Here is a 22,793-nt window from a genome sequence, read left to right as displayed (position 1 = left end):
GACCATGGCTGACCGAGCAAATCAACGCATTAAAGGCCGCCAAGGGGGCTTTTCCCTCATGGAGCTCATGGCGGTGATATCCCTCTTAGGCATTCTGTTTTTTGTGATTGTGCCTCGTTTTGAAGAGGCGGCCAGCGCGGGAGACATGGATGAGTTGGTCCGCCTTATGTCGGCCAACGTGGCGAAAGAGCGGGAGACCGCCATCGCCAACCAGTCGCTAAGAAGCCTGTACATCGATTTTGAGGAGAGGACCTACGGCACGGACGGACCTCCCCTGACCGAAGAAGAGCTCATGGAAACGGAGCGGCAGGGAACGCAAATTTCCGAGGCCGTAACCCTCCTGGACGTGGAATGGCCCGGGGGAATCCTTCAAACGGACGGGGTGGCTCAACTGCCCATCAACAAAATGGGCTACATCGCCCATGCGGCTTTACACCTGGAAGATCAGGACGGCCCCGTCACCATGGTTTTTGAACCCTTTTTGGGCAAGGCAAGGTTTTATAAGGGATATGTTTCATTGGACGAGGAATAGGGCTGTAAATAGCCCGGCCGGATTCACCCTGTTGGAGATGATCATCTCCCTGCTTATCTTGGGAGTGGCTCTTTCCACCATATTCCGGCTTCAATCCATGTCCATCATGATGGCCGGCAACGTCCAGTTTGAAACCGTAGCCCCCATGCTCGCCCAGAAGAAAATGGCCGAATACATGATGACGGAGCCTGATGAGCTTGCATCGGACTCCGGCGATTTTGGGGACGAATACCCCAACTATTCCTGGTCGGCGACCGTTGATGAGATGGAATCCGAATACCTGGACGCCACGGGCGAAAGACTCCGTGCTGTCACCGTGTCCGTGATGGCGTCTGAATTCACCTATTCCTATGACGTCAAGACCTACCGTTTTTTGGACCCCCAGCAATGAGAATTTCCCGAAATGTCATCCATACTCTGTTTAATGACAAGGGCTTTACCCTGCTGGAAGTCCTCATCGCCATAGGTATATTTTCCATTATCATGACCATTGTGCTGGTTTCGTTCTCCGGCGCCATGTCCAACGCTGAGGGTGTTCAAAAAACCATCACCGTGTACGAGTCCGCAAAAGGCGCCATGGACCGCATGGTTATGGATCTGGAATCGGCTCGGGTGGCTGTGGCCAACACGTACAACAAGCCCGCCGAAGCCGAGGACTACGACCCGTTGCGTTTTGTCTGCACCAAGGACTATACCAGCGGCTCCTCCGTCTCCACCCTGCGCTTCGTGTCCCAGGCCCATGTGGACCTGACCGGGGCGGATGAAAAAGGCTTGGCTGAGATCACTTACTACCTCACCCCCGATCCCTCGGACGAAACGCGCAAGGTGCTGCGGCGCCGGGACATCCTGGACTGGGAGATTTTCGGGGAAGAAGACCAGGAGCTTGGCTCCGACCCCATCTTGTGCGAAAGGGTGCATAACATAGAGTACCTTTTTTACGACCAGGACGGGGATACGAGCGAGTCCTGGGACTCCGACTCGGAGGAGACGGAATTCGCCACCCCCATGGCCGTGGACATTATCCTGGAACTGGAGGCCTTTGACGAGGAGGACGCGACTCCTTTCCGGTTCGAGACCACCGTCAACCTGCCTTTCTACAGGGAGGAGCAGGAATGGTAAGGCTATTCTCAAGAATAAGGGCGCATCTCAGGCGCGATAAGGACGGAAGCCAGCGCGGAGTGGCTTTGCTTATGGTTCTCGCCGTCATCGCCTTGCTTGTCGGAGTGTCCGCGGAACTGCACCACCGGGTGCGGGCCGCCGTGTTTTCCACCGAAGCCTCGCGCCAGCGGCGCCAATTGGATTGGACGGCCCGCAGCGGCGTGGCTCTGGGCATGGCCATGCTGGTGTTGGATAAAAAGGCCAATACCCTGGATTCCGTCCAGGATCCGTGGGCCGACCCGAATGAAATCGCCGAAATGATGCTGGATTTTGACATATCGCCGGAATCGTTAAAGCTGGAAATCAAGGACCTGACGGGCCTGATCCAGATTAACGCCCTGGTGGAGCCGCCCAGCGGGCAGAAGTTCAACGCACCTCAACAGGAGTTGTGGGACCGCTTTCTGCGCCCCATCGCCACTTTGTATGATGACCTGGACCTGAACGCCACTACGGACATCATCAACTCCATGAAGGATTGGATGGACCGCGGGGACGACGAAGCCATTACCGGCCTGAACGGAGCGGAATCCGACTATTACCTGTCCCTGGACCCTCCGTACTCGGCCAGAAACAACTATTTCAACAGCGAGTCCGAACTGCTGCGCGTCAAGGGAATGACCCCGGAGTTGTTTTACGGATCGGAGGAGATTCCGGGAATAGCGGAGTCCTTCACCGTATACGGAGCGGACCCCGCCAAAAAAAATCCCGTGGAGTATCCGGGAAAAATCAATATGGGCAGCGCCCCCCTGGAGGTAATCCGGGCTCTCATGCCCATAGGCAGCGAGGATTTGGCCGAGTCCATCCTGGAGTACCGGGAGGAGCGGGAGGAGGATTATTTTCTCAATCCCATCAACGACGCCAATTGGTTCTTAAACGCGCCGGGATGCGCGGACCTTAAAATTGATGCTAACCTTTTGACCAGCGTCAGCGACTATTTTGAAATAACGTGCACGGCCAAACAGCAGGAATTCGTTAAAACGGTGAAGGCGGTCGTGCTTCGAAAAAAGGCGAACAACAGCCAGGATTATATCTGCGAAATTCTGGCCTGGCACAGCCTGTGACACAGATATGGTATTTTTATAAATTATTTGTTATTAAGGGTTTTGAAACCATTTTTACCACAGGTTGGAAGGCGAAAATAGATAATGCCGGAAAATAGGCTTGGGTTGGACATACAATCTGATTCGGTGCGGGCTGTGGTCATCGGGGGCGGGCTTAAGCCCAGGGTGGCGGCCCACGCCCAGGTCGAGGTTAACGGGCAGGGCGGCCTTGCCCTGGCCCTGAATAAAGCCCTGGAAGACCTTGGCGGCCAGACAGACGTGGACAGGATTCCGTGCAGCGTTTCTTTTGGAGACGCCAACACCTCTTTCAAGAACGTCGTCATTCCCTTTTCCGAAGCCAAAAAAATCCGCCAGGTGCTGCCCTTTGAACTGGAAAGCCTCATTCCTTACAAGGTGGAGGAGGCGGTTCCCGATTACCACGTCATCCGCAAAGGCGACCATACGGAGTGCCTGGCGGCCGTGACCACGGCTTTTGAGGTGGGCGGCGCTCTGGAGATTATGGCCAACGCCGGGCTTAACGCGGACATCCTTGCGCCCAGCGGCGCTTCCAAGGTGTTGGGCTACCTGGCATGGGCCCAGCCAAAAGAAGACGGCGTGTTCCTGGACGTGGAGCGCGACAGGGTGCTGCTCGGTTTGTTTTCGGGCAGGGAATTGATTCTGCTGCGCAACCTCAGGCAGAATTTCGAAGGCAATTTAAAAGCATTGGCCGGCCAGATCAACCTGACCATCAGGGCCTTTACGGAAAAAAACAAACCCGCATTCAACGCCAAAGCCATTTACTGCGCCGGCGCAGGCATGAATTGGGAAAACTTGCAGGATGCGGTTCAGGAGCAAACCGGGCTTCCCCTCAAGGAAATCAACCTGACCCGGGACCTCCAGCTTCCCATGGAAGGCCGCGTGGCCGGGAACTGGGACTCCAGCGCCATGGACGGGGCTTTGGCCCTGGCTTTGTATCACCCCACGGAGACCACCGGCTTTAACATGCGCCAGGGGCCTTTCGCCGTGCGAAGGCGTTGGGAGCAGTACAAAGGCTGGGTCATCCACGTCAGTATACTGCTTGCCATCCTTCTGGCGGCTTTCGGCGTGCGTTATTTCGCGAACAAAAGCGTGCAGGAAGCTAAAATAGCCAGCCTGAAAAGCCAGATTGAAGAGGTTTATCAATCCGCCATGGAAGGCCGGGCTTCCTCGGGAGATCCCCTGGCCGCCATGACATCCGAAATGGAGGCCCTGACCCAGGCCCCGATATTCCCGGGCGCCGAGGGCTCCAACGTCCAGGTGGTGGATGTGCTTAAAGCCATCAGCGACGGGATTCCTCCGGCGCTTAATGTAAAAATCACCAGTTTTTCCGTCAACCCGGAGCGGGTTGAAATAAACGGCGAAACCGATGCCTATGAGTCCGCCACGGAAATAAAAACCGGCCTTGAGAAGCAGCCGTTGTTTGAGGACGTCAGCCTGCAGTCCGTTACGGCGGGCAAAGATCCGGGAGTGTGGAAGTTCCGCATTAAGGCCCAGGTGCAAAAGGAGTCGGGGACCAACTCATGAACAGGCTTGGAAATAGAGAAAAATTAGTCCTGGCGGCGGGAATCTTTGTGGCGTTCGCGATTCTGGTCCACGCCTTCATCATCACGCCGGCCCTGGAAGGAAGCCGGAAGAGGCTGGCGGAGCTCCGGAAGATGGAAAGCAACCTTGTATCCATCATGGAATTGGCCGAGGAGTACAAAAAGGCCAAGATGAATACAAACGGCGACTGGGACAAACTGATCAACCGCAAGGACTTCTCCCTGGATAATTATCTGGGGCAGTTGGCGCGCCAGGCTGGGGTCATGGGCAAAACCAAGTACATCAAGTCCAGCAAAAAGCCCATCGCCAACAGCGATTTCGTGCAAACCATCGCAGACATCAAGCTGGACGACGTAACCACGGAGGAGTTGCTCAATTACTTGCATAAGATTGAAACCTCCCCCAATTTTTTATCCGTGCGCCGCATTACCGTCACGCGCTCCCAACGGGAGGACGATTACGGCGTCAGCGCCACTTTCCAGGTGACCACCATAGAAGCTGAGAAGGAAAAATGAAGAAGTTTTTCGGATATACAGCATATACCTTGTGCTCCCTGGTTTTCTTTTTGGCGATTTTGTTTCCCGCCGATCAAGCAGGACGATTCGTGGAAATGCGCCTGACCAAAGAACTCAAAAAGGACGTCTTTATCGGCGGAATCGCCCCGGCGGGACTGACCAGCGTCCGCCTGGAACGCCCTGGCCTAAGCGACCGGACCGGAGTTCTTTTACAGGCTGAAGAGGTCGTGTTTTCGCCTTCCATCATCTCCTTGATACGTAAAAAGCCCAATGTAGACATAGCCGCATCCATCTACAGCGGGGAAGTGGACGGTAAAGTCAAGGCCTCGGACAACGCCAAGAGCGTGAGAGGCCCTTACGAAGGGTTTATAGGCTTCCAACGCATTGACCTCAGCGCCATGGATGCCGTCTCGCGCATTCCTGAACCCGGGCTGGTGACAGGTTCTTTGAATGGCGAGTTCACTTTCTCCAATCTGACGGAAAGATGGATGGATATGGAGGGAGAGGGAGACTTTTCCATCTCCTCCGGCAATATGGTCATGTGGACCGGCATCGGCGCCGGCATGAATATTCCGTACGACGAAATCACCGCCCAGATTTCCATGAAAAACGGAAAAATCGATGTAAAGGATTTTGTGCTGAAAGGGGATCTGGTCCGGGGACGCTTTTCCGGCGCCATTCGTCTTAACAAGGATTTTGCCAGAAGCAGGGTCAACTTAAAAGGCAGCATGGAACCCACGCGGACCTTTTATGAGTCCGACCTGGGAAAAATAGCCAAGACGGTTTTCAGGAATAAAAAACCCGGCGACGCCATTCCTTTTACCGTAACCGGAACCCTGGGCGACATGCAGTTTGCACCCAAATGATTGGAAACCCAAGGCAGGGCCAGGCCTGCGCAGGATGAAAACATGAAGAAATTTGCGCCAATAGCCTTGAATTTATTAGTCATCACGCTGGTTGCATACCTGGCTGCGGACGCCTTTTATCAGGTCGCGGAGTCCAAGGTCGGCGCAATGCCCGTGGTTTTGGCGGAGGTTAGCCCGCAAGCCTCCCAGGCGCCTCAAAAGACCTCTCCTTACAGCGAATACAAGAGGTCCGTGGTGCAAAGGGATCTGTTTCACACTATAAAACCCAAGGAGCCCGCGGTTGCGCCTCCTCCCAAACCTGTGGAGGACATTGACCTCACGTCCCTGAAACTGAGCCTTTTGGGCACCATCACAGGCCCGGAAAAATACGCCTGCGCATTCATTGAGGACGCCAAGGCAAGATCTTCCGATTTGTACCGGATCGGCGACGACGTACAGGGCGCACAGCTTCGGCAGATCATGCGCGGCAAGGTGGTTTTGCATGTTAACGGCCGGGACGAGCTTCTTGTCATGGACGACGATGAGAAAAAGGCCCGCAGAAGAGGCCCCTCCAGCGGGCCGGCGCCCGTACAAGACTCTTCGGGCCGCGATTTTAAAGTGGGCAAGGAACAGATTAACAACGCCCTGCAGAATATCAATCAATTAATGACCCAGATCAACGTCCGGCCTGTGTTTGAAGACGGCAAGCCGGCGGGGCTTATGCTCAGGCGGATCAAGCCCAATTCCATCTTCAAGGAAATGGGGCTGGAAGATGGAGACGTCATCCAGGGAATCAACGATAGGGAAATTCAGGATACGGAAGATATCTTGTCTTTATATCAGAGTCTTAAGAATGCGGAAGAGGTCTCCCTGCAGATCAAGCGCGGCGGAACCCCCACGAGTTTGAATTACAGCTTTGAATAAAACCGGCGGCAAGGTCCATGTACTACGAACATTTCGGCCTTAAAGAAAATCCGTTTCACACCACGCCCGATCCCCGCTATTTGTATTTAAGCCGGGGGCATCAGGAGGCCATGGATCACCTTGTGTACGGCATCACCCAACGCAAGGGGTTTGTGATGATCACCGGCGGCGTGGGCACGGGCAAAACCACCCTGCTGAGGTCGCTGCTGTCGGATTTGGACCAGAACGTCAAAACGGCGCTTGTCATCAATCCGTTTTTAACGGCGGATGACCTGCTGCCCACCATTTGCGACGAGTTCGGCATCGACGCGCCTGAATCCCAGGGAAAAAAGGGACACCTGGACGCCATCAATGCTTTTTTGCTGGATAGCTTCTCCTCCGGGCGAAACGTGGTTTTGCTTTTGGACGAAGCGCAAAACCTCTCCCGGGACGTCCTGGAGCAGGTGCGCATTCTTTCCAACCTGGAAACGGATAAGGAAAAACTCCTGCAAATCGTGCTGGTGGGCCAGGAGGAGTTGGTGCATGTGCTGGGCATGAACGAAATGCGCCAGCTAAATGAGCGCATCGTGGTTCGCTACAGCCTGGACGCCCTGGATTTTGAGGATGTAAAAGCCTACATCCAGCATCGCATGATGGTGGCCGGCTGCAAAGGCCGCATTCCGTTCACCAACGGCGCGTATAAGGCCTTATACGCTTCGTGCCGGGGCATTCCCCGCAGAATCAACGCGGTGTGCGACCGATCCTTGCTGGCTGCGTACTCGCGCAATTTAAAGCAGATTGACAAAGACCTTATTTTGCAAGCGGCAAAGGAAGTCACGGGGCATACTCCCGCTGCCATGCCGGAAAAAAAGGCTTCCTGGGCATACGTGTCGCTCATGGCTGTTTTTGCGGCCGCCGCCGCACTGGGAGTCGCTTACGGATTCTGGCAAGGCCAGGGCGCTGCAAACGAAGATAAGTTAGAGGCTCAAACCCAGGTTGCAGCCCCCGCGCCCCCAACCGTGGAGGCGCCCAAAGCACTGGAGGCCCCGGCGCCTCAGACGCCGAAAGCGCCCCAGGCTGCCGCTCCCGAAGCCGCCGCCCCTCCGGAGGTCCCGGCCGCGCCTGATGTGGAGAGCCCGGCTGAACCGGAGCCCATGGACATGGTCGAAGCCTTGGAGCCTGTTGCTGAGCCGAATGAAAATGCGGAAGCCGCCCCGCCCGCCGAGGAAACGCCGGCGGCCAAGACGCCTGAAGCTCCTGCAGTTCAGCCTGTACCGGAAGTGAAAAAAGCCCCCCCCCCAGCGTCAGAACCCGTCCGGACAGTCGGCGCCTGGGCTTTGGATACGGAAACCAGCCTGGCGAAATTGTTCAGCCTGTATGAGTCCAACCCCAGGATCAAGGCCCTTTACGGGGATGAGCAGGCGGGAATTGTCTCTTTTCGAGCTCGGGCCGAGGTCGTCAAATTTTTCCAAAGGCCTTTCCGCGCCAGCCTAAAAGGCTTGCAAGACTCCCAGGGCGGGCACGCCGTGGTGGTGGGTTCTTTCTCCGACGGCTTTGTGGTTTCGGACGCGGCCGGGAACCTGGTGGAGGTTTCCCTGGATGATTTTGAAAAGCGTTTTTCCGGCGGCCTTGTCTGGCTGATTCCGGAAAAATTATGGATAAATCGGATCGGCCTGGGCGACAAAGGCCCCCTGGTCAACTGGATACAGGACGTGCTGATTCACGGAGGATACAGCCTGAGCAAGGACGGAGTTTACGGCCCCAGGACATCCAAAGCGATCAAAAGTTTTCAAACGGATTTTGGCATTCGGGCTGACGGGGTGGCTGGTCCCACCACCATTGGCCTGATGTATCAGCTTGCACAACATTTACCGGAACTGTCTGACTAAATGAGTACTATACACAGCGCACTTGAAAAAGCTCAAAAAGAGCAGGACGCCCGAAAAGGGCCGTTTCCCGGAAGCGGCGCGCCCCACGAAGGGCCGGGCCGGGGCAAAAACAAACGCGTTATTTGGGTCGTGATTGGAGTTGTTCTCATTTTTCTGATCGGATACTCGGGATTCCTGATCGCCGGCCGTCTTCACGGACCGGATTCCGGCAAGATGCAGGCTGATGCGACGCCCCCGGTGAAGCAGGAAGTCAAGGCTCCGGAAGAAAAAATTGAAGACGAATTTTTGCAGGAGCAGGAAAAACAGTTTGAACTGGAGGAGCAGGAGGAGGCGCCTGCTAATATTCTGGACCGAAACGGACGCCCCTATTCAGGAAACCAAAGGCCGGCCAGAGGACAATTGGTAGCCAGGGCGGAAGAGCAGCCGAAAACGGAAGCGGCCAAGGAAACCGAAGCCAGAGCCAGGGCGCTGGTGGAATCTCAGACTCTATGGTCGGAAAACCAGGAGCCCTTTGCACCCAAACGGCGCAGGCCGGAGGGTATGGAGGAAGGACGCCGACCCAGATATCGGCGCGAGAACGCCTGGACTATGGCCAAGGAGAATGAGCGGTTTGCCTCCTTACCGGGTTTCGACAAGATGGAGTTTAAAAACCTTCCCCGCAGGAGGGGAAGTTTTCAAGAAGATAACTTGCGGGAAGAGCCCGTGGAGCCGAGCGCCCCTATGGAGCCTGAAGTTAATGAAGATCCTCCTGCCATTGTGGCTTCCCGCTGGTATTCCAAGGGCCTGGACAGCCAAATGCTGGGAAGGATGGACGAAGCGCGGGCTTATTACACCAGAAGTTTGATAGAAGATCCCACCTATGCCCCCAGCTTGAATAACAGGGCTGTCATAGACATGGAAAACGGCCGAATGGAGGAAGCCAAAGACGGCTTCATCCAGGCGATGACCGCCGATTCGGCCTATGTGGACCCCTGCTACAACCTGGCGTGTCTGTACGCCCGTGAGGGCGCCCTGCAAGAGGCCATCAAGTATTTGAAAATGGCTGCGAACATGGATAAGGCTGTCCTGGACTGGGCCGAAGAAGATCAAGACCTGGCTGTCCTCAAGGATATGGACGAGTTTAAAGAGGTAATGAATGATTAAGGCAACTCACATGAGGCGAATGATGACTCACATGGCGAAATCCCTGCGCTTTATGCTGGCGCTCCTCGCAGTTGCGATCCTGTTGGGGACGAACGTCCAGGCCGCCCGGGTGACGGGTGCAGACTCTTCCAATGGCGTGGAAGAAATCCTGGAGCCCTCCGATTCCGGCGTGGATCAGGAGGATGAAGGCCTGATCCAGATTGATTTCGAGGATGCCGAGATTGCGGAATTCGTAAAATACATCAGCGAAGTGACTGGGAAGAATTTTGTCCTGGACAGCAAGGTTCGGGGGAAAATCACCATCATGTCGCCCAAAAAAGTCACGCCCGATGAAGCCTATCAGGTGTTCCTGTCCGTGCTGGAAGTTTACGGATACGCCACGGTTAAGGTGGGCTCTCTCACCAAGGTCGTTCCTGCGCCGGACGCCAAGACAAAAAACCCGGAAACCCGGCTTTTTGACCATAGAATTTCCGAGACCGACAAAGTGGTCACCCAATTGATTTCCATGGACTTCGCCCAGGTGGAGGACGTAGTCAAGCTGTTTCAGCCCATGGTTTCCAAGGGCAGCCTGCTGGTGGCGTACAGCCCCACCAACACCCTGATTGTCACGGACGTGGAATCCAACATCCAGCGTCTTGTAAAAATTCTTAAGGCCATTGACGTCCACGGCGTGGGCGAGGAGTTGACGGTCGTCCCCTTGACGCATGCCGGAGCAGCCGAAATGGCCAAGCTGGCCACTACATTGTTTGAAAGCAAAGGCAACACTTCCTCCCGGCCGCGGGTCAATACCAAGTCCAAGAACGCACAGACCGTGGCCGCCACCGGGGACGTGGTTAAAATCGTGGCTGACGAACGCACCAACAGCCTGATTATCCTGGCCTCCAAAGACGACACGGAAGCCATCCTCTCCTTTGTTGAATTGCTCGATAAAGAGCAGCCCACGGGCGAAGGCAAAATCCAGGTGGTTTACTTGCAAAACGCCACGGCCGAAGAGGTGGTGAAGGTGCTCCAGGCCCTGCCCGGCAAGCAGACCGACACCAAGAACAAAGCCGAAGCGCCGGTGGTTTCCAAGGATGTGCAGATTTCCGCGGATAAGGCCACAAACAGCATTATCATCGTGGCGGACAAGGAGGACTTTAAGGTCCTTAGGGACGTGATCGAAAAGCTGGATATTCCCAGGTCCATGGTTTATATTGAAGCGTTGATCATGGAAGTCTCCACGGACAAGGCCTTTGAACTGGGCGTGGAATGGCGGGTAGGCGACAACTTTGAGGTCAACGGCGATCAGGCGGTGGGCTGGGCCGGATCGGGCGGTGCGGGCAGCGAAGGCGCCTATACGCTCTTTCCCACCACGGCGGAAATCGCTTCCGGGGTGGCTGGCTTTCCTACGGCTTTTTCCATGGGCGTGATCGGCGAGAACATCAAAATCGGCGATATTTACTTCCCCACCCTGGGCGCCGTCATGCGGGCCTATAAAAATGACTCGGACGTCCACATTCTGTCCGCGCCCCATATTCTGGCCACAAACAACGAAGAATCCGAAATTTACGTAGGCAAAAACGTGCCTTACGTCACCCGTCAGGACACATCCAGCTCCAGCGTGGACTACACAAGCTATGAATACCGCGACGTGGGCGTCACCCTGAAAATCACCCCCCAGATCAGCCAGGAGCGCTTGGTCAGGCTGGATGTGTTTCAGGAAGTCACCCGGCTCATTGAGACGGCCGGAACCACCACCCAGCCCACTACATACAAACGCAAGGCGGACACCACGGTTATCGTCAAGGACGGAAACACCATCGTTATCGGCGGTCTGATAGACGAAAGCACCGAGGGGGGCACGTATAAAGTGCCATGCCTGGGCGACATCCCCTGGCTGGGCTGGGCGTTTAGAAGCAAAACCGAAAAACGCGAAAAAACCAATCTGTACGTCTTCCTCACCCCCCGGATTATCCAGACGCCTACGGAGGCCAAAGAGATTTCCGAGAAAAAGATCGAATCCATCAAGGAAGTGGAGAAAAACGTCATTGAATTGTATAAGCGCAAGCCGGAGCAGGTTATCAATGTAGAGGATTACCTGCCCAATTCTCCCGAGAAGGTTGACGAATTTCAGGAACCGGCAGAGGAGGAGACGCCCGAATAATGCTCCCGTCACTGGATGAAATACTGATCAGAGACCACGGGCTGCCGCCGGAAGATCTGGAAGACGCAAGGCGGGTTTCCGCGGAAAAAGGCGTCTCCCTGGGCGACGTCCTGGCCCAAAAGAACCTGTTGCAGGAAAACGCCTGGCTTCAGGCCGTGGGTGAATATTACGGCCTGGAGGTGTGGAACGAACTGCCCATTGACGCGGGGCCGGCCGACTATACCCAGCAAACGCCCATCCAGTTTTTAAAAAAGCATAAAATGGTTCCCCTGTTTTTGGCCGAGGAATCCGAAGATGAACAAGAGCCGGATCAGGACGAGGAACGGGAGCGGCAGGTGTACGTGGCCGTGGCCGATCCTTCGGGCTTCGACGCGGTGGACGACCTGGCTGCCCTGTTGAACGCGGGGCCTGTCACTACGATCCTGGCGCCCAGCGCCGCCATTACCTCCGCCATCAACATGGCCTACGACATGGCCCGGGACAGCGCCGAGCAATTGGTTGCGGACATGGAGGAAGGCGCGGACTCCATTATTTCGGAGATCGAAAAAACCGCCGACCTTCTGGAGGAAACCAGCGACGCGCCCATCATCAAACTGGTGAACCACATCCTGTCCCAGGCGGTCAAGGCCCGGGCCAGCGATATCCATATCGAGCCCTATCAGACTATGCTCAAGGTGCGGTATCGCGTGGACGGCGTGCTGTACGATCTCATCAAGCCGCCCAAGCGCATTCAATCGGCATTGGTTTCCCGCATCAAGGTCATGGCCAAGCTGAATATCGCCGAAAAGCGGCTGCCCCAGGACGGCAGGATCGAAATCCGCATCGGCGACCGCAACGTGGACATCCGCGTGTCCACCATCCCCACCACATTCGGGGAGCGCATCGTCTTGCGTTTGCTGGACAAATCCACAACCATACTCAAACTGACGGACATCGGCTTCACCGGCGAACAGTTGAAAACCATCCACGGCCTGATCCACCAGCCCTACGGAATCATATTGGTCACGGGCCCCACGGGCAGCGGCAAAACCACCAGCCTGTACGCGGTCCTTTCCACCATCAATACCGAGGACATCAATATCATCACCATTGAGGACCCGGTGGAATACCAGATTTCGGGCATCGGCCAGATTCAGGTCAATCCAAAAATCGACCTGACCTTCGCCCGCGGGCTTCGCTCCGTCGTGCGCCAGGATCCGGACGTTATTCTGATCGGAGAAATCCGCGATATGGAAACCGCAGAAATCGCCGTGCAGTCCTCCCTGACCGGCCACTTGGTTTTCTCCACCCTGCATACCAACGACTCGGCTAGCGCCATCACCCGTTTGATCGACATGAACGTGGAGCCTTTTCTCATTTCGTCATCGGTTCTGGCGGTCATGGCCCAGCGCCTGGTGCGGGTGCTTTGCCCCCATTGCAAGGAGCCCCACACGCCGGACGAGGCCTCCATGGCTTTTCTTAAGATGACGCCGGAGGATCTGGCTAAAGGCCAGATATACAAGCCTGTGGGCTGCCCCGAATGCCTGCAAACCGGGTACCATGGCCGGAAAGGCATCTTTGAGATCATGCCCATGGACCGCGACATTAAGTCCCTGCTTCTTACCGCCTCGGACGCTAACACCATCAAGGCCAAGGCGATTGAAAACGGCATGATCACCTTGCGGCAGGACGGCGTCAACAAGGTGCTGGCGGGCATAACCTCCATCGAAGAAGTCTTCCGGGTGACTCAACAGTGATAGGCGCGGCGCACAAGGGATTGCCAAGGGGATGTTTTCTCGTCCCGGCCCTGATTGTTTTGCTTACAATCCTCTCCGCCCCTGCCTTGGCCAACCAGGCTCTTACCATCGACGCCGACAGCCAACTGGCCTTCGCCGAAAGCAATTTCAGCCAGGGCGAGTATTACCGGGCCGTTTCGGAATATCGCCGATTTCTGTACTTTTTCCCGAATGACGACCGCGCCCCCCAGGCGGCCTTGCGTATAGGCCAGTCCTACTATCTGGGGCAGGATTACGAGGAAGCCCAAAAAGCCCTGGAATCCATGGCGGCGCAATATCCCCAAAGCCCCCTGGCCGCCGAGGCCTCGCTTTTAATCTGCCAGTGCAGCGTCAAAATCCAGGATTATGAGGAAGCCCGCACCTGCCTGAGCGACGTGGTCCAAAACGCAGGGCCTGGCGAACTGGCGCAAAAAGCCCGTTACGACGCCGGATGGGTGTATGTTCTGGAAGGGGACTTTAATGCGGCTGCAGGCGTTTTCAAGGGCATGGACAGGTCTGTTTGGGACAAGTACCGGATACCGGCCCTTGTCGCCGAGATCGACAAAGCCGGCGACTTGCAGTATAAGAGCCCTGGAACGGCCGGGGTGCTGGCCGTGGTCCCGGGCCTTGGGCATGTGTATACGAATCGTTATCAGGACGCAGCCATTGCATTTTTGCTGAATGCAGGCCTGATTATAGCGGCTTACGAAAGTTTCGACAATGACCAGGAAGCCCTGGGATCTGTCATTGGAGTGGTGGGTTTCGGTTTTTACGCCGGAAATATATACAGCGCCGCGTCCAGCGCGCACAAATACAACAGGAGACAAAAAGCCGCCTTTACCAAAAGCCTGGAACAGGTTAAGGTTCGGGTCTCGGCAGGCGCCTTGCCGGACGGAACGGGCCAAGGCGCGTCGCTGACCATTCCGTTTTAGAGCAGGGTGGAATTCCGCGCCGCCTGCAAACAGGCTTTTTGCCCGGCGTCTGCGCCTCAATATAAACGTATCCTCTCCACAAGTATTTTGATGGAGGAGGTAATGGAGAACTATATGCGTGTTGCAGTAATTGCCCCGCCTTATCCCCTGGAAGAGGCGCCTGCTCCCCCCTTGGGAGTGTGTTATGTGGCCGCCGCCTTTGAGCAGGCGGGTGCGGAAGTCAGGATTTTCGACTTTGTCGTGTCCGGTTACAACAAGGAAAAGATTCAAAAAGCCATGGACGAGTTCAAGCCCCACGTGGTGGGCTCCACCTCCGTGACCATGAGCTTTCCCCAGGCCGCGCAAATCATCACGGACGTCAAGGAGATCGATCCTTCGGTGTACACCATTATGGGCGGCCCTCATGTGTCGTTCTGGGCGCACGAGACCTTGGAAAAATTTCCCGCCGTGGACTGCATTGTGATTGGAGAAGGCGAGCAGACCATTGAAGAAATCACTCCGCTTCTGGCCAAAGGCGAAACTCTGGAAAACGTGACCGGCCTGATCCTCAGGCATAACGGTGAAATTGTTGAAACCGGCCATAGGGATTTTATCCAGGACCTGGACTCCCTGCCCATGCCGGCCAGGCATTTGCTGCCGTTGTCCCGGTACAAGGCCTTGGGATTTCCCGTATCCATCATCACCAGCCGGGGATGCCCCAATAAATGCATCTTTTGCCTGGGCAGGCGCATGGTGGGGCATAAGGTGCGGTATCGCAGCGTCAAAAAGGTGGTTGACGAAATCGAAACCCTGCTGGAACTGGGGTTCACACGCATCAACGTGGCGGACGACTTGTTCACCTCCAATAAAAAACGGGTGCGTGAGGTTTGCAACGAAATCAAAAATCGGGGCCTGAAATTCGGATGGAGCGCTTTCTCCCGGGTCAACACCGCGGACAAGGAGACCTTCGCCCTCATGCGGGAGACCGGCTGCGATTGCGTGAGCTTCGGCATTGAGTCCGGCAACCAGGAAATGCTGAAACGCGTGAAAAAAGGCATCACCCTGGCGCAGGCGGAAAAAGCGGTGAAGATCTGCAAGGAAGTGGGCATCCTGCCCCATGCTTCCTTTATGGTCGGGCTTCCCGGCGAAACCCACGAAACCATGGCCGACTCCGCTCGTTTCGCTAAAAAGCTGGACGCCATTTACGGCTACCATTTCCTGGCGCCCTTTCCCGGAACAACCGTCCTGGAAAACCTGGAAGAATACGACCTGGAAATCCTCACCGACGACTGGAGCCTGTACGACGCCAACCGGCCGGTGGTGCGCACCTCCCAGGTGTCCCCTCAGGACGCCATTGACTTTGTAGGCCGGTTTGAAAAGGAATGCGAAGAAGAGTGGAAGCGCCTGGAAGAAGGATTCGGAAAAGGCGTCAATTCTCCTGAGGACGATCTGCGCGTAGAAGGAACCCGCAAGGTGGGCGGCACGTTCCAAATCCTGGAAGAGGATCTGGTGGAACAGTGCGGCGTCATCCCGGCGGATCTGGCCAAAATCCCGGAAAAGGCCCTTTCGTTCCTGGTGGACGCCATCGCCGGACGCACAGGCCGGGATCATGCCATGGTGGAGTCCATTGTGGTTCCCTTTTATAAAAACGGGCATATCCGCATTGTAAACGGCGGCGACGACGCCTGCTGGGCATGGACGCCCAACCCCGGCCAGGCGGCCTGACAGGTCCGATTGTTGGGTTTCGAGATATACTCCGTGAATTTCGACGGTCTTTTTTGGCGAGAATAGGTTTTGCAATTAGATGACCCTATACGCTCTCTACCCAACCTACCATTTTTACATGAAAAGACGTAGGTTGGGTTGAGCTTGCGAAACCCAACGACAACCGCCGGCGGATGTCTGATTTACATCCGAGAGATTTTACGCAGGTTCATCCAACACATATTTCTCTTGCCAACATCCGGGAGCCGGAATTCATGGATGGCAAAAAAACATCATCGCCGCTATTCTACGCCCGATTCGCCGGACTCCTGTATCTCCTCATCATTGTATTGGGGATTTTCGCCGAATTCTTTATCCGGGCCAAGTTGATTGTTTCCGGAGATCCCGTCGCCACGGCGGAAAATATCCTTAACTTCTCAACCCTGTTTCGCATGGGATTTTGGGCCGATGCCCTGATGGTCATAGCGGACGCCGCCCTGGCGCTTTTTTTGTACGTCCTCTTTGAACCTGTTCATAAAAAACTGTCCATGGCCGCTGCCGGCTTCCGGTTGATTCAGGCTGTGATTCTCGCCTTTAATTTGCTCAATTACTACGCCGCCTTTTTAGTCCAGATCGTCCCCTATTCCATGTTGCCTCGGCCTCAGGAGCAAACCAACGCCCTCACCATGCTGTTTTTGGAATTGCACAGTCACGGCTACGACCTGGGCTTGATTTTCTTCGGCGTTTCCAATCTGGTTCTGGGGCATCTGGTTTTGAAATCAGGCATCCCCAAACTGCTTGGATACGGTCTTGCCGCCGCCGGAATCGTCTATCTGTTTGGAAGCAGCGTGCGGTTTACACTTCCTGAGCTTTATTCCCAAATCGAGGCTGTCTACATCATCCCCTTAATCGCGGAGCTTGCATTTTGTATTTGGCTGCTGACGGGGCGAAAGTCTTCATTCGTCAATATGTAGAAGGCCCCTGGGTCCCTGCTTGCGGGCGATCCTGAAACGCGGGTCGCCCTTGCGGGGATGACGATCTTCTTTGGCAGCCTGTTTGTTGGGTTTCGAGACAAGCTCTCCGAATCTCGACTTTCTTTTCCAGAGAGAACAGGTCTTAGCAATTGGAAAAGTCTATGCGCTCTCTACCCAACCTGCGTCGCGATTGCAGAGTCGCAGGTTGGATTGAGCTTGCGAACCCCAACAATATCGGTCGTTTGAACGGAGGTAATCCAACATCAAGCGAACTCAAAAAATCCCCGGAAATAGAACGTAGCAGAACAGCATGCCTAAAAGACCCGTGCACAGGCCGTAGATCAACAGGGGGACGGAGTTCCGTTTGATGATGGCGCCTTCCGCGCCGGTCAGGCCCACCACGGCGGAGGCCGCCACTATATTGTGGATGCAGACCATGTTCCCCATGGAGCCTCCCACTAACTGCAGGGCGACGATGATCTGCCGGGGCAGGTGCATTTGCTCGGCCAGGCCGTATTGAAACTCGCTGAACAGCAAATTGGAAACAGTGTTGCTGCCGGTGATAAACGCTCCCAAAGCCCCCACAAACGAGGCGAACAACGGCCATGCGCCCCCGGCCAGGGCGGCCGCGCCCTTTGCCATGGAAAGGGGCATGGAAGGGTAATCCAGGGCGTTATGGGCGGATTGCTTGAATATCTCCACCAAAGCCACGGCGAACATCAAGGCCAGGGCCGGGCCGATGATCCTCTTTAAGGCATTGGACCACGCGACGCCCGCCTTTTTCCACGACATCCCGTGCATAGGAACGATGAGCAATGCCGTCAGCATAAAAGGCATGATCCCCGGCAAATAAAAAGGCTTCATGCTGAAATTGACCGATTCGTAACCCATGATGGCCGGGATGTTAATTTCCAGGCCCATGACCCAGGACTTGAACGGCAGGCTGGACAGCCTGGTCAGCATGAGCAGCGCCCCAATGAGGATATAGGGCGCCCAGGCCCGCATCTGGCTCATATTGGCGGCGTTTTGGCCTCCGCCGTTCATGTCGATGGACCCGATCCAATCCTTTTCCCATTGCTCTTTCGGGCCAAAGGTCCAGGTATTGGCGGGCAGCAGCCATTTCTGCTTTACCGCGAACACGGTCATGGCCAGGGCGATCAATCCGCCCATGAGGCTGGGAAACTCAATGCCCATGACAAAGGCGAAAAACAGGTAGGCCGCTGCAAAACACGCCGAGGCGAACAGGGAAATTTTCCAGGCCCCCAGCCCCTCCTTCCAGGAGCGATTGGCGCCGAAATAACGGGTGACAAAGCAAATCACAAACAAAGGCAGGATGAATATGGGAAGCGTATTAAGGACCGCGCCCCATTTTCCCACAACCCCAAAAAAAGCCCATGCGTCCGGGATGGAGGCGGGGGCGATTCCTTGGGCTGCGGCGCTGTTGACAAGGGGCGTCAGATTTTTCAGCCCGAACCAGACCACGGCGCCGATCACGCCGAATGTCACGGGAAAGGAGTTCAAAATCAAACAAGCCATGACGGCGGCCAGGGCCGGAAATCCCAGGCTGATCAAAAGCGGCGCCGCAATGGCCGCGGGCGTTCCGAATCCGGCCGCGCCTTCCAGAAACGCGCTGAATAAAAAAGCGATGAGCAATATCTGCACCCGTTTGTCGTCGGACAGGCCTCCGATGCCTTGCTTTATCGTTTCCATACCGCCGCTTTCCTGCAGCGAAAACAAAAGCACGATGGCCCCGAATATGATGATCAGGATGTTCAGGGTGTTGCCGAATCCCCCCAGCGTGGCCGCCAGGACGAATCCCACGGGCATTTTCCAGACCGCCACAGCCAGGACGGCGCACACCGCCCAGGCCATGGGCATGGCGCGGACCGCGGGCCAGTGCATCCACACCATCAAAACCAGGGCGACGAGTATGGGAACGCAGGCGGCGATTGCGAGAAATCCGATGGACATAAGGCTTCACTCCCGGGCTTGATGAATGGCTTGAAGAATACGTAACGGAGAATTGGGCTTGCTTTTGATTTCTTAGTATTCGGGCGGGCGTTTGGCAATCCAAAATGCCAAGATGGGATGAAAAATGCCGTGGCGACTTTGGAAGGCGCTAAGCCCTGGTAAGGCTGACATCCCTGCAATGGCGGGAGGCTAAATCATCAAGTTTTTTCTTTTAATGACATGGAGAATGGAGGCCAAAGGGCAAGAGCCGCTGGATTCCCGATTGCGGACGATCCCAAAAAGATGGATCGTCCTTACGGGGATGACGAACTGATATGGCAGAGGCAAGCCGTGGGGCCGCTTGTTTTTCAACGGCCAAAGCGAAATTGAATCCAAAACCAAGGGAATGCAAAAGCCGCCGCTGTCCGTCATCCCCGTGGAGCCATGGAGGCATGATGATTGCGGGCGGTTTTGCAGTCATCATGACGCAATGGCGGAAACGGAGATCCAGTGTTTTTAAAACGCGCCGATAGTTCTATTAAAGTGTTTAAATTTAGATATTTATGTATACATTCCCACGCGAAGCATGGGAACGAGCGTTTTGGCGAGACGCCGGTTATGATCCAAACAATCTCGCCCACCACGAAGAAGTGGTTTGCTTTGTTTTTCGCTCCGTCCTTTGGCGCTTCAACTCGTCATAGGAGACATCCGAAATGATTTGGCCGTCTTCGGGGACAAGATCATTATCAAAATCCTTAAAATCGAAAGGCGGCGCGACAATTTCCGGTTCTAAAACATCGCCTCTGCAGACAATATCCACCACATACCCTTCCGTTCCATGCCTCAGCACCGAAAACTCCGTGCATGGAAAATATCTCGGTTGATTTATCTCGGAATCGTCAAGCGTGGGTTCATAGTCATACAAATACTGTCCCGTTAAAAAAAGGACGCCGCCGTCCGTCAATTCAAGGTAGTAGTGGACGCCTTCATCCTCCCACTCCTCAACTTCAAAAGCGCGCGTTGCCGAATAGTCTTGAATAAGCAATAATCCCTGCTCTTTCAAATCGCGAATATAATCTTCGACGGAAGGGATATTTGAGGGACGGTCGCCAGCCATGTTGAACAGAATGAAAGACCCGGCCATTAACAAAAACATGAATACGCTGATACCGAAGAAAACAATCAGGGGGGAACCGGATTCAAGCCAGCCCAAGTTTCCTAAAAATACAACCAGGCCCATCATCCCAAAGCATACGAATAATCCGGCGCCGAGTAAACGCATAGGCCTCCATTATTTTATAATTAGACCTGAGTGAGGATGAGAGAAACGAAAGAGATACCTATGTATTTTGATATCATATGACTTTTTTATGTCAATATATTTTGGAAGGCCTTGTGAGGATGACGGGGGAACGCCAATGGAGGAGATGTTCTTGGATATCGGGCGGAGGACGCTGGATTCCCGATAACTGCACTTGGGAATGACGGATCAATTACCCCCTCTGCCTTTGCGCGGAGCGCCATTTTAAAAAGTTTTGATCAAACTTTTCCAAAAGTTTGCCGCCGGAGGCAGCAGTTATGCAGTTCCGCGCTTTTGCAGTTCTACAGTGCAGCAGTTTGTTTTTTTCCCGCCTTTTTCTAGTTTTTTTCCGGCTCTTCGTCTGTTTCCTCAGGCGGCAGGACGGGCGGGGAGACCAGGCCCAGGGAGTCTCCCAGGATTTTCACCGAATCGATAAAATGCCTGGGCAGGGGAATGGTGCGCTCTTCCATGAGGATTCCCAATTGCAGGGCTCGGGTGAGGATAAAGGAGGTGTCCGTCCCCTGGTTATGATCGCACATGAAGGAGACGCGCAGGGCGTCGGTGATATGGGGCAGCATGGGGGCAAAGTCCTCGTGCGTCGCCAGAAATCGCACGTACTGGGCGATCACCGGGCGATTTGTACGCACGAAATCCACGAATTGGGGGTCCAGGTTGGGGGTGCAGAACAGGTCGTTGATGATTGCCCCGGCCATCATATTGGCGAAGGCGTCCTCCCAATCCGGGTAATTTTGGGTAAAATGCTCTTTGAGCTTTTTGAATACGGCCATTTTCACCACGCCCACCGCTTCGGTGAGCACGGGAACCAGCTTGTTGTCCACTTCTTGGGTCATGGGTTCAGCATCTCGTACAAAGCCAGGTATTCCTGGGACAGTTTATGTTTAGGCGCCAGGTGCACAAGGGGCGTTGCTTTGTCGTGAGACTCCCGCACCTTGATGGACTGGGACAAAAAGGCGTCCAGCACCGGCAGGTTTTCGCTTTTCAGCTCGTTGACTATTTTGTTGGGCAGCTTGGCCCTGGCCTGAAACTGGTTGACGATTATGCCTTCCACCCGCAGCTTGGGATTGTGATCCTCCCTGATTTCCTGCACGCTTCCCATGAGGGTGTACAAGGCGCGGCGGGAGAAGTCGTCGCAGTCAAATGGAATCAGGCACGAGTCCGCGGCTATCAGGGCCGACAGGGTGAAAAAGTTCAGGGCCGGAGGCGTGTCCATGAAAACCGCGTCGTAATAAGGTATCTGGTCCAGGGCCTCCTTGAGCTTGTAAATTTTGTACCGGGCCTCCAGCTTGGAGCTCAGGTCCGCCATTTCCCCATGGGCGGGCAAGACGTCCAGGTTGTCAAAAGGCGTATGGTGGATATAGGCCTCCGCGCCTTTTCGCCTGAGGCTGATCCGAAGCATGTCCTGGAAGAACTCGGCCAGGGTCTCCCGGGAGTCCAGGTCCCCGTTTCCCAGCAGATACTGGGTGGCGTTGCCTTGAGGATCCAGGTCCACCAGCAGGGTGCGCTTTCCCTTGCTGGCGCCCATGGCGGCCAGATTGCTTGCTATGGTGGATTTCCCCACCCCCCCCTTTTGATTAAAAACCACTCTGCGCATGTCCCCTCCTTTTGGGCGGCAATTGCGTCCCGGGCCAAGGCTCCGGCCCGATCCGGCGTCCTGAAAGCCGCAATGCGGCAATCTGCGAGCAATTCAATATCAGGTCGTTTATCAGATTTACCAGTTTTGTCAAACCCATGGATCATCGTTTGCGTCTGGCTCTTCTTAACAGCTTGCGCTTGTGCGCTGCAATCTTTTCCTTGATGTCCTCCCGGTATTTGGTCACGGCTTTAAATGCGATCCAGTACGTAATGAAAGCCAGGGGGATTCCTGCGACCACCCCTCCGATGGTAAGAATCCATAGCATTTCCGGGGTCTGTTTCAGCATTTCCATGAGGCCGTTGAAGCTGAATTCCGAGGGAGGCTGGAAGGGCACCCGGGCCGTATAAAAAAACTTGCCCACGTGATAGGTGAACCAATAGACGAACGGCGCGGTGGCGAAGTTGGAAATCTGCACGCCCACGGCGGCGGAAATCTTGCTCCATTTAAAAATGGCCGCAAACAATACGGCCACAGCCGTATGCACGCCCATATATGGGCTCATCCCCACAAAAACGCCCAAAGCCAGGCCAAGGGCCAATTCCCGAGGGGTTCCCCGAATGGCGAGAAAACGATGAAAGGCCCGCTTAAGAAAGCCTTTCAGGCCTGCAGACTCCGGCAGATAATGCTTGTAAAAATCCTGCTCAATATCGTGGTCGCTAAGACCGCAGTCGTCTTCTCCGGAGGAGAAGTCTTCCGGAGCGGACGGATCGCGCCCCGCCGGGGCGGAGCACTTTTTTTCAGGGCTTTGTGTGGTGGATTCAGTCATGTCGAAATTGGTCCCGAACATGGACAAAACA

At 55.2% G+C, this 22,793-nt stretch carries 20 protein-coding genes; 15 read left to right on the top strand and 5 right to left on the bottom strand.

Annotation, left to right across the window (positions count from 1 at the left end; translation table 11 throughout):
• Positions 1–4 precede the first annotated feature (4 nt).
• From G491_RS0127895 to G491_RS0127825, 15 genes are all read left to right on the top strand, one after another.
• Positions 5–532 carry a pilus assembly FimT family protein gene (locus G491_RS0127895; protein ID WP_028316874.1) on the top strand — a complete coding sequence of 176 codons (528 nt, stop codon included), beginning with the start codon at positions 5–7 and terminating at the stop codon, positions 530–532.
• Positions 510–923: a type IV pilus modification PilV family protein gene (locus G491_RS0127890; protein WP_169829540.1), complete on the top strand. Its 414-nt coding sequence runs from the start codon at positions 510–512 to the stop codon at positions 921–923. The genes G491_RS0127895 and G491_RS0127890 overlap by 23 nt, the downstream gene beginning before the upstream one ends.
• Positions 920–1,651: a type II secretion system protein gene (locus tag G491_RS0127885; RefSeq protein ID WP_028316872.1), complete on the top strand. Its 732-nt coding sequence runs from the start codon at positions 920–922 to the stop codon at positions 1,649–1,651. Before G491_RS0127890 ends, G491_RS0127885 begins: the two co-directional genes overlap by 4 nt.
• The gene (gene gspK, locus G491_RS0127880) at positions 1,645–2,751 is read left to right on the top strand and encodes a type II secretion system minor pseudopilin GspK (RefSeq protein ID WP_028316871.1); all 1,107 of its coding nucleotides are present in this window, start codon (positions 1,645–1,647) and stop codon (positions 2,749–2,751) included. The genes G491_RS0127885 and gspK overlap by 7 nt, the downstream gene beginning before the upstream one ends.
• 84 nt (positions 2,752–2,835) lie before the next feature.
• Positions 2,836–4,293 (top strand): PilN domain-containing protein, encoded by a 1,458-nt coding sequence (locus G491_RS0127875; RefSeq protein ID WP_028316870.1) that lies wholly within the window; start codon positions 2,836–2,838, stop codon positions 4,291–4,293.
• The gene (locus G491_RS0127870; protein ID WP_028316869.1) at positions 4,290–4,826 is read left to right on the top strand and encodes a type II secretion system protein M; all 537 of its coding nucleotides are present in this window, start codon (positions 4,290–4,292) and stop codon (positions 4,824–4,826) included. Before G491_RS0127875 ends, G491_RS0127870 begins: the two co-directional genes overlap by 4 nt.
• Complete coding sequence (gene gspN / locus G491_RS0127865; protein WP_028316868.1) at positions 4,823–5,692, top strand: type II secretion system protein GspN; 870 nt, start codon at positions 4,823–4,825, stop codon at positions 5,690–5,692. Before G491_RS0127870 ends, gspN begins: the two co-directional genes overlap by 4 nt.
• 42 nt (positions 5,693–5,734) lie before the next feature.
• Positions 5,735–6,595: a type II secretion system protein GspC gene (gspC, locus tag G491_RS0127860; protein WP_157468672.1), complete on the top strand. Its 861-nt coding sequence runs from the start codon at positions 5,735–5,737 to the stop codon at positions 6,593–6,595.
• Positions 6,596–6,612: 17 nt separating this feature from the next.
• A complete protein-coding gene (locus G491_RS34800) occupies positions 6,613–8,463 on the top strand; it encodes an ExeA family protein (protein ID WP_051327575.1) in 1,851 nt (616 codons plus the stop codon).
• Positions 8,464–9,606 (top strand): tetratricopeptide repeat protein, encoded by a 1,143-nt coding sequence (locus tag G491_RS0127850; protein WP_028316866.1) that lies wholly within the window; start codon positions 8,464–8,466, stop codon positions 9,604–9,606.
• The gene (gspD, locus tag G491_RS0127845; protein WP_028316865.1) at positions 9,599–11,749 is read left to right on the top strand and encodes a type II secretion system secretin GspD; all 2,151 of its coding nucleotides are present in this window, start codon (positions 9,599–9,601) and stop codon (positions 11,747–11,749) included. Before G491_RS0127850 ends, gspD begins: the two co-directional genes overlap by 8 nt.
• Entirely contained in the window at positions 11,749–13,485 is a 1,737-nt protein-coding gene (gene gspE / locus G491_RS0127840) for a type II secretion system ATPase GspE (RefSeq protein ID WP_015949851.1), read from the top strand. The genes gspD and gspE overlap by 1 nt, the downstream gene beginning before the upstream one ends.
• 20 nt (positions 13,486–13,505) lie before the next feature.
• The gene (locus G491_RS0127835) at positions 13,506–14,435 is read left to right on the top strand and encodes a tetratricopeptide repeat protein (RefSeq protein WP_169829539.1); all 930 of its coding nucleotides are present in this window, start codon (positions 13,506–13,508) and stop codon (positions 14,433–14,435) included.
• A gap of 114 nt (positions 14,436–14,549) precedes the next feature.
• Positions 14,550–16,139, top strand: a complete 1,590-nt coding sequence (locus tag G491_RS32955) for a B12-binding domain-containing radical SAM protein (protein WP_169829538.1) — start codon at positions 14,550–14,552, stop codon at positions 16,137–16,139.
• 254 nt (positions 16,140–16,393) lie between these two features.
• Positions 16,394–17,092: a DUF4386 domain-containing protein gene (locus G491_RS0127825; RefSeq protein WP_028316863.1), complete on the top strand. Its 699-nt coding sequence runs from the start codon at positions 16,394–16,396 to the stop codon at positions 17,090–17,092.
• A 273-nt stretch (positions 17,093–17,365) separates the two neighbouring features.
• On the opposite strand, the gene G491_RS0127820 is transcribed toward G491_RS0127825, so the two are convergent.
• The 5 genes from G491_RS0127820 to G491_RS34795 all read right to left on the bottom strand — a co-directional run bounded on the left by G491_RS0127820 (position 17,366) and on the right by G491_RS34795 (position 22,762).
• Positions 17,366–19,063, bottom strand: a complete 1,698-nt coding sequence (locus G491_RS0127820; RefSeq protein ID WP_028316862.1) for an L-lactate permease — start codon at positions 19,061–19,063, stop codon at positions 17,366–17,368.
• Positions 19,064–19,658: 595 nt separating this feature from the next.
• A complete protein-coding gene (locus tag G491_RS32950) occupies positions 19,659–20,324 on the bottom strand; it encodes a hypothetical protein (RefSeq protein WP_051327573.1) in 666 nt (221 codons plus the stop codon).
• Positions 20,325–20,680: 356 nt separating this feature from the next.
• Positions 20,681–21,193, bottom strand: coding sequence for a hypothetical protein (locus tag G491_RS0127805; protein WP_028316860.1), 513 nt, complete (start codon positions 21,191–21,193; stop codon positions 20,681–20,683).
• On the bottom strand, positions 21,190–21,954 hold the full coding sequence (locus G491_RS0127800; protein WP_015949844.1) for a ParA family protein: 765 nt from the start codon (positions 21,952–21,954) through the stop codon (positions 21,190–21,192). The genes G491_RS0127805 and G491_RS0127800 overlap by 4 nt, the downstream gene beginning before the upstream one ends.
• Positions 21,955–22,096: 142 nt before the next feature.
• A complete protein-coding gene (locus tag G491_RS34795) occupies positions 22,097–22,762 on the bottom strand; it encodes a DUF2062 domain-containing protein (protein WP_169829537.1) in 666 nt (221 codons plus the stop codon).
• Between the last annotated feature and the right edge of the window lie 31 nt (positions 22,763–22,793).

It is taken from the genome of Desulfatibacillum aliphaticivorans DSM 15576, from assembly GCF_000429905.1.
Classification (GTDB): domain Bacteria; phylum Desulfobacterota; class Desulfobacteria; order Desulfobacterales; family Desulfatibacillaceae; genus Desulfatibacillum; species Desulfatibacillum aliphaticivorans.
Note: the sequence above shows the minus strand (reverse complement) of the source record. Positions and strands in the feature narration are given on the sequence as shown.

Excerpts from the sequence above, each read along its gene's own strand:
- G491_RS0127895 (WP_028316874.1), top strand. The coding sequence starts at position 5 with ATGGCTGACCGAGCAAATCAACGCATTAAAGGCCGCCAAGGGGGCTTT.
- G491_RS0127890 (WP_169829540.1), top strand. The coding sequence starts at position 510 with ATGTTTCATTGGACGAGGAATAGGGCTGTAAATAGCCCGGCCGGATTC.
- G491_RS0127885 (WP_028316872.1), top strand. The coding sequence starts at position 920 with ATGAGAATTTCCCGAAATGTCATCCATACTCTGTTTAATGACAAGGGC.
- gspK (WP_028316871.1), top strand. The coding sequence starts at position 1,645 with ATGGTAAGGCTATTCTCAAGAATAAGGGCGCATCTCAGGCGCGATAAG.
- G491_RS0127875 (WP_028316870.1), top strand. The coding sequence starts at position 2,836 with ATGCCGGAAAATAGGCTTGGGTTGGACATACAATCTGATTCGGTGCGG.
- G491_RS0127870 (WP_028316869.1), top strand. The coding sequence starts at position 4,290 with ATGAACAGGCTTGGAAATAGAGAAAAATTAGTCCTGGCGGCGGGAATC.
- gspN (WP_028316868.1), top strand. The coding sequence starts at position 4,823 with ATGAAGAAGTTTTTCGGATATACAGCATATACCTTGTGCTCCCTGGTT.
- gspC (WP_157468672.1), top strand. The coding sequence starts at position 5,735 with ATGAAGAAATTTGCGCCAATAGCCTTGAATTTATTAGTCATCACGCTG.
- G491_RS34800 (WP_051327575.1), top strand. The coding sequence starts at position 6,613 with ATGTACTACGAACATTTCGGCCTTAAAGAAAATCCGTTTCACACCACG.
- G491_RS0127850 (WP_028316866.1), top strand. The coding sequence starts at position 8,464 with ATGAGTACTATACACAGCGCACTTGAAAAAGCTCAAAAAGAGCAGGAC.
- gspD (WP_028316865.1), top strand. The coding sequence starts at position 9,599 with ATGATTAAGGCAACTCACATGAGGCGAATGATGACTCACATGGCGAAA.
- gspE (WP_015949851.1), top strand. The coding sequence starts at position 11,749 with ATGCTCCCGTCACTGGATGAAATACTGATCAGAGACCACGGGCTGCCG.
- G491_RS32955 (WP_169829538.1), top strand. The coding sequence starts at position 14,550 with ATGCGTGTTGCAGTAATTGCCCCGCCTTATCCCCTGGAAGAGGCGCCT.
- G491_RS0127825 (WP_028316863.1), top strand. The coding sequence starts at position 16,394 with ATGGATGGCAAAAAAACATCATCGCCGCTATTCTACGCCCGATTCGCC.
- G491_RS0127820 (WP_028316862.1), bottom strand. The coding sequence starts at position 19,063 with ATGTCCATCGGATTTCTCGCAATCGCCGCCTGCGTTCCCATACTCGTC.
- G491_RS32950 (WP_051327573.1), bottom strand. The coding sequence starts at position 20,324 with ATGCGTTTACTCGGCGCCGGATTATTCGTATGCTTTGGGATGATGGGC.
- G491_RS0127805 (WP_028316860.1), bottom strand. The coding sequence starts at position 21,193 with ATGACCCAAGAAGTGGACAACAAGCTGGTTCCCGTGCTCACCGAAGCG.
- G491_RS0127800 (WP_015949844.1), bottom strand. The coding sequence starts at position 21,954 with ATGCGCAGAGTGGTTTTTAATCAAAAGGGGGGGGTGGGGAAATCCACC.
- G491_RS34795 (WP_169829537.1), bottom strand. The coding sequence starts at position 22,762 with ATGACTGAATCCACCACACAAAGCCCTGAAAAAAAGTGCTCCGCCCCG.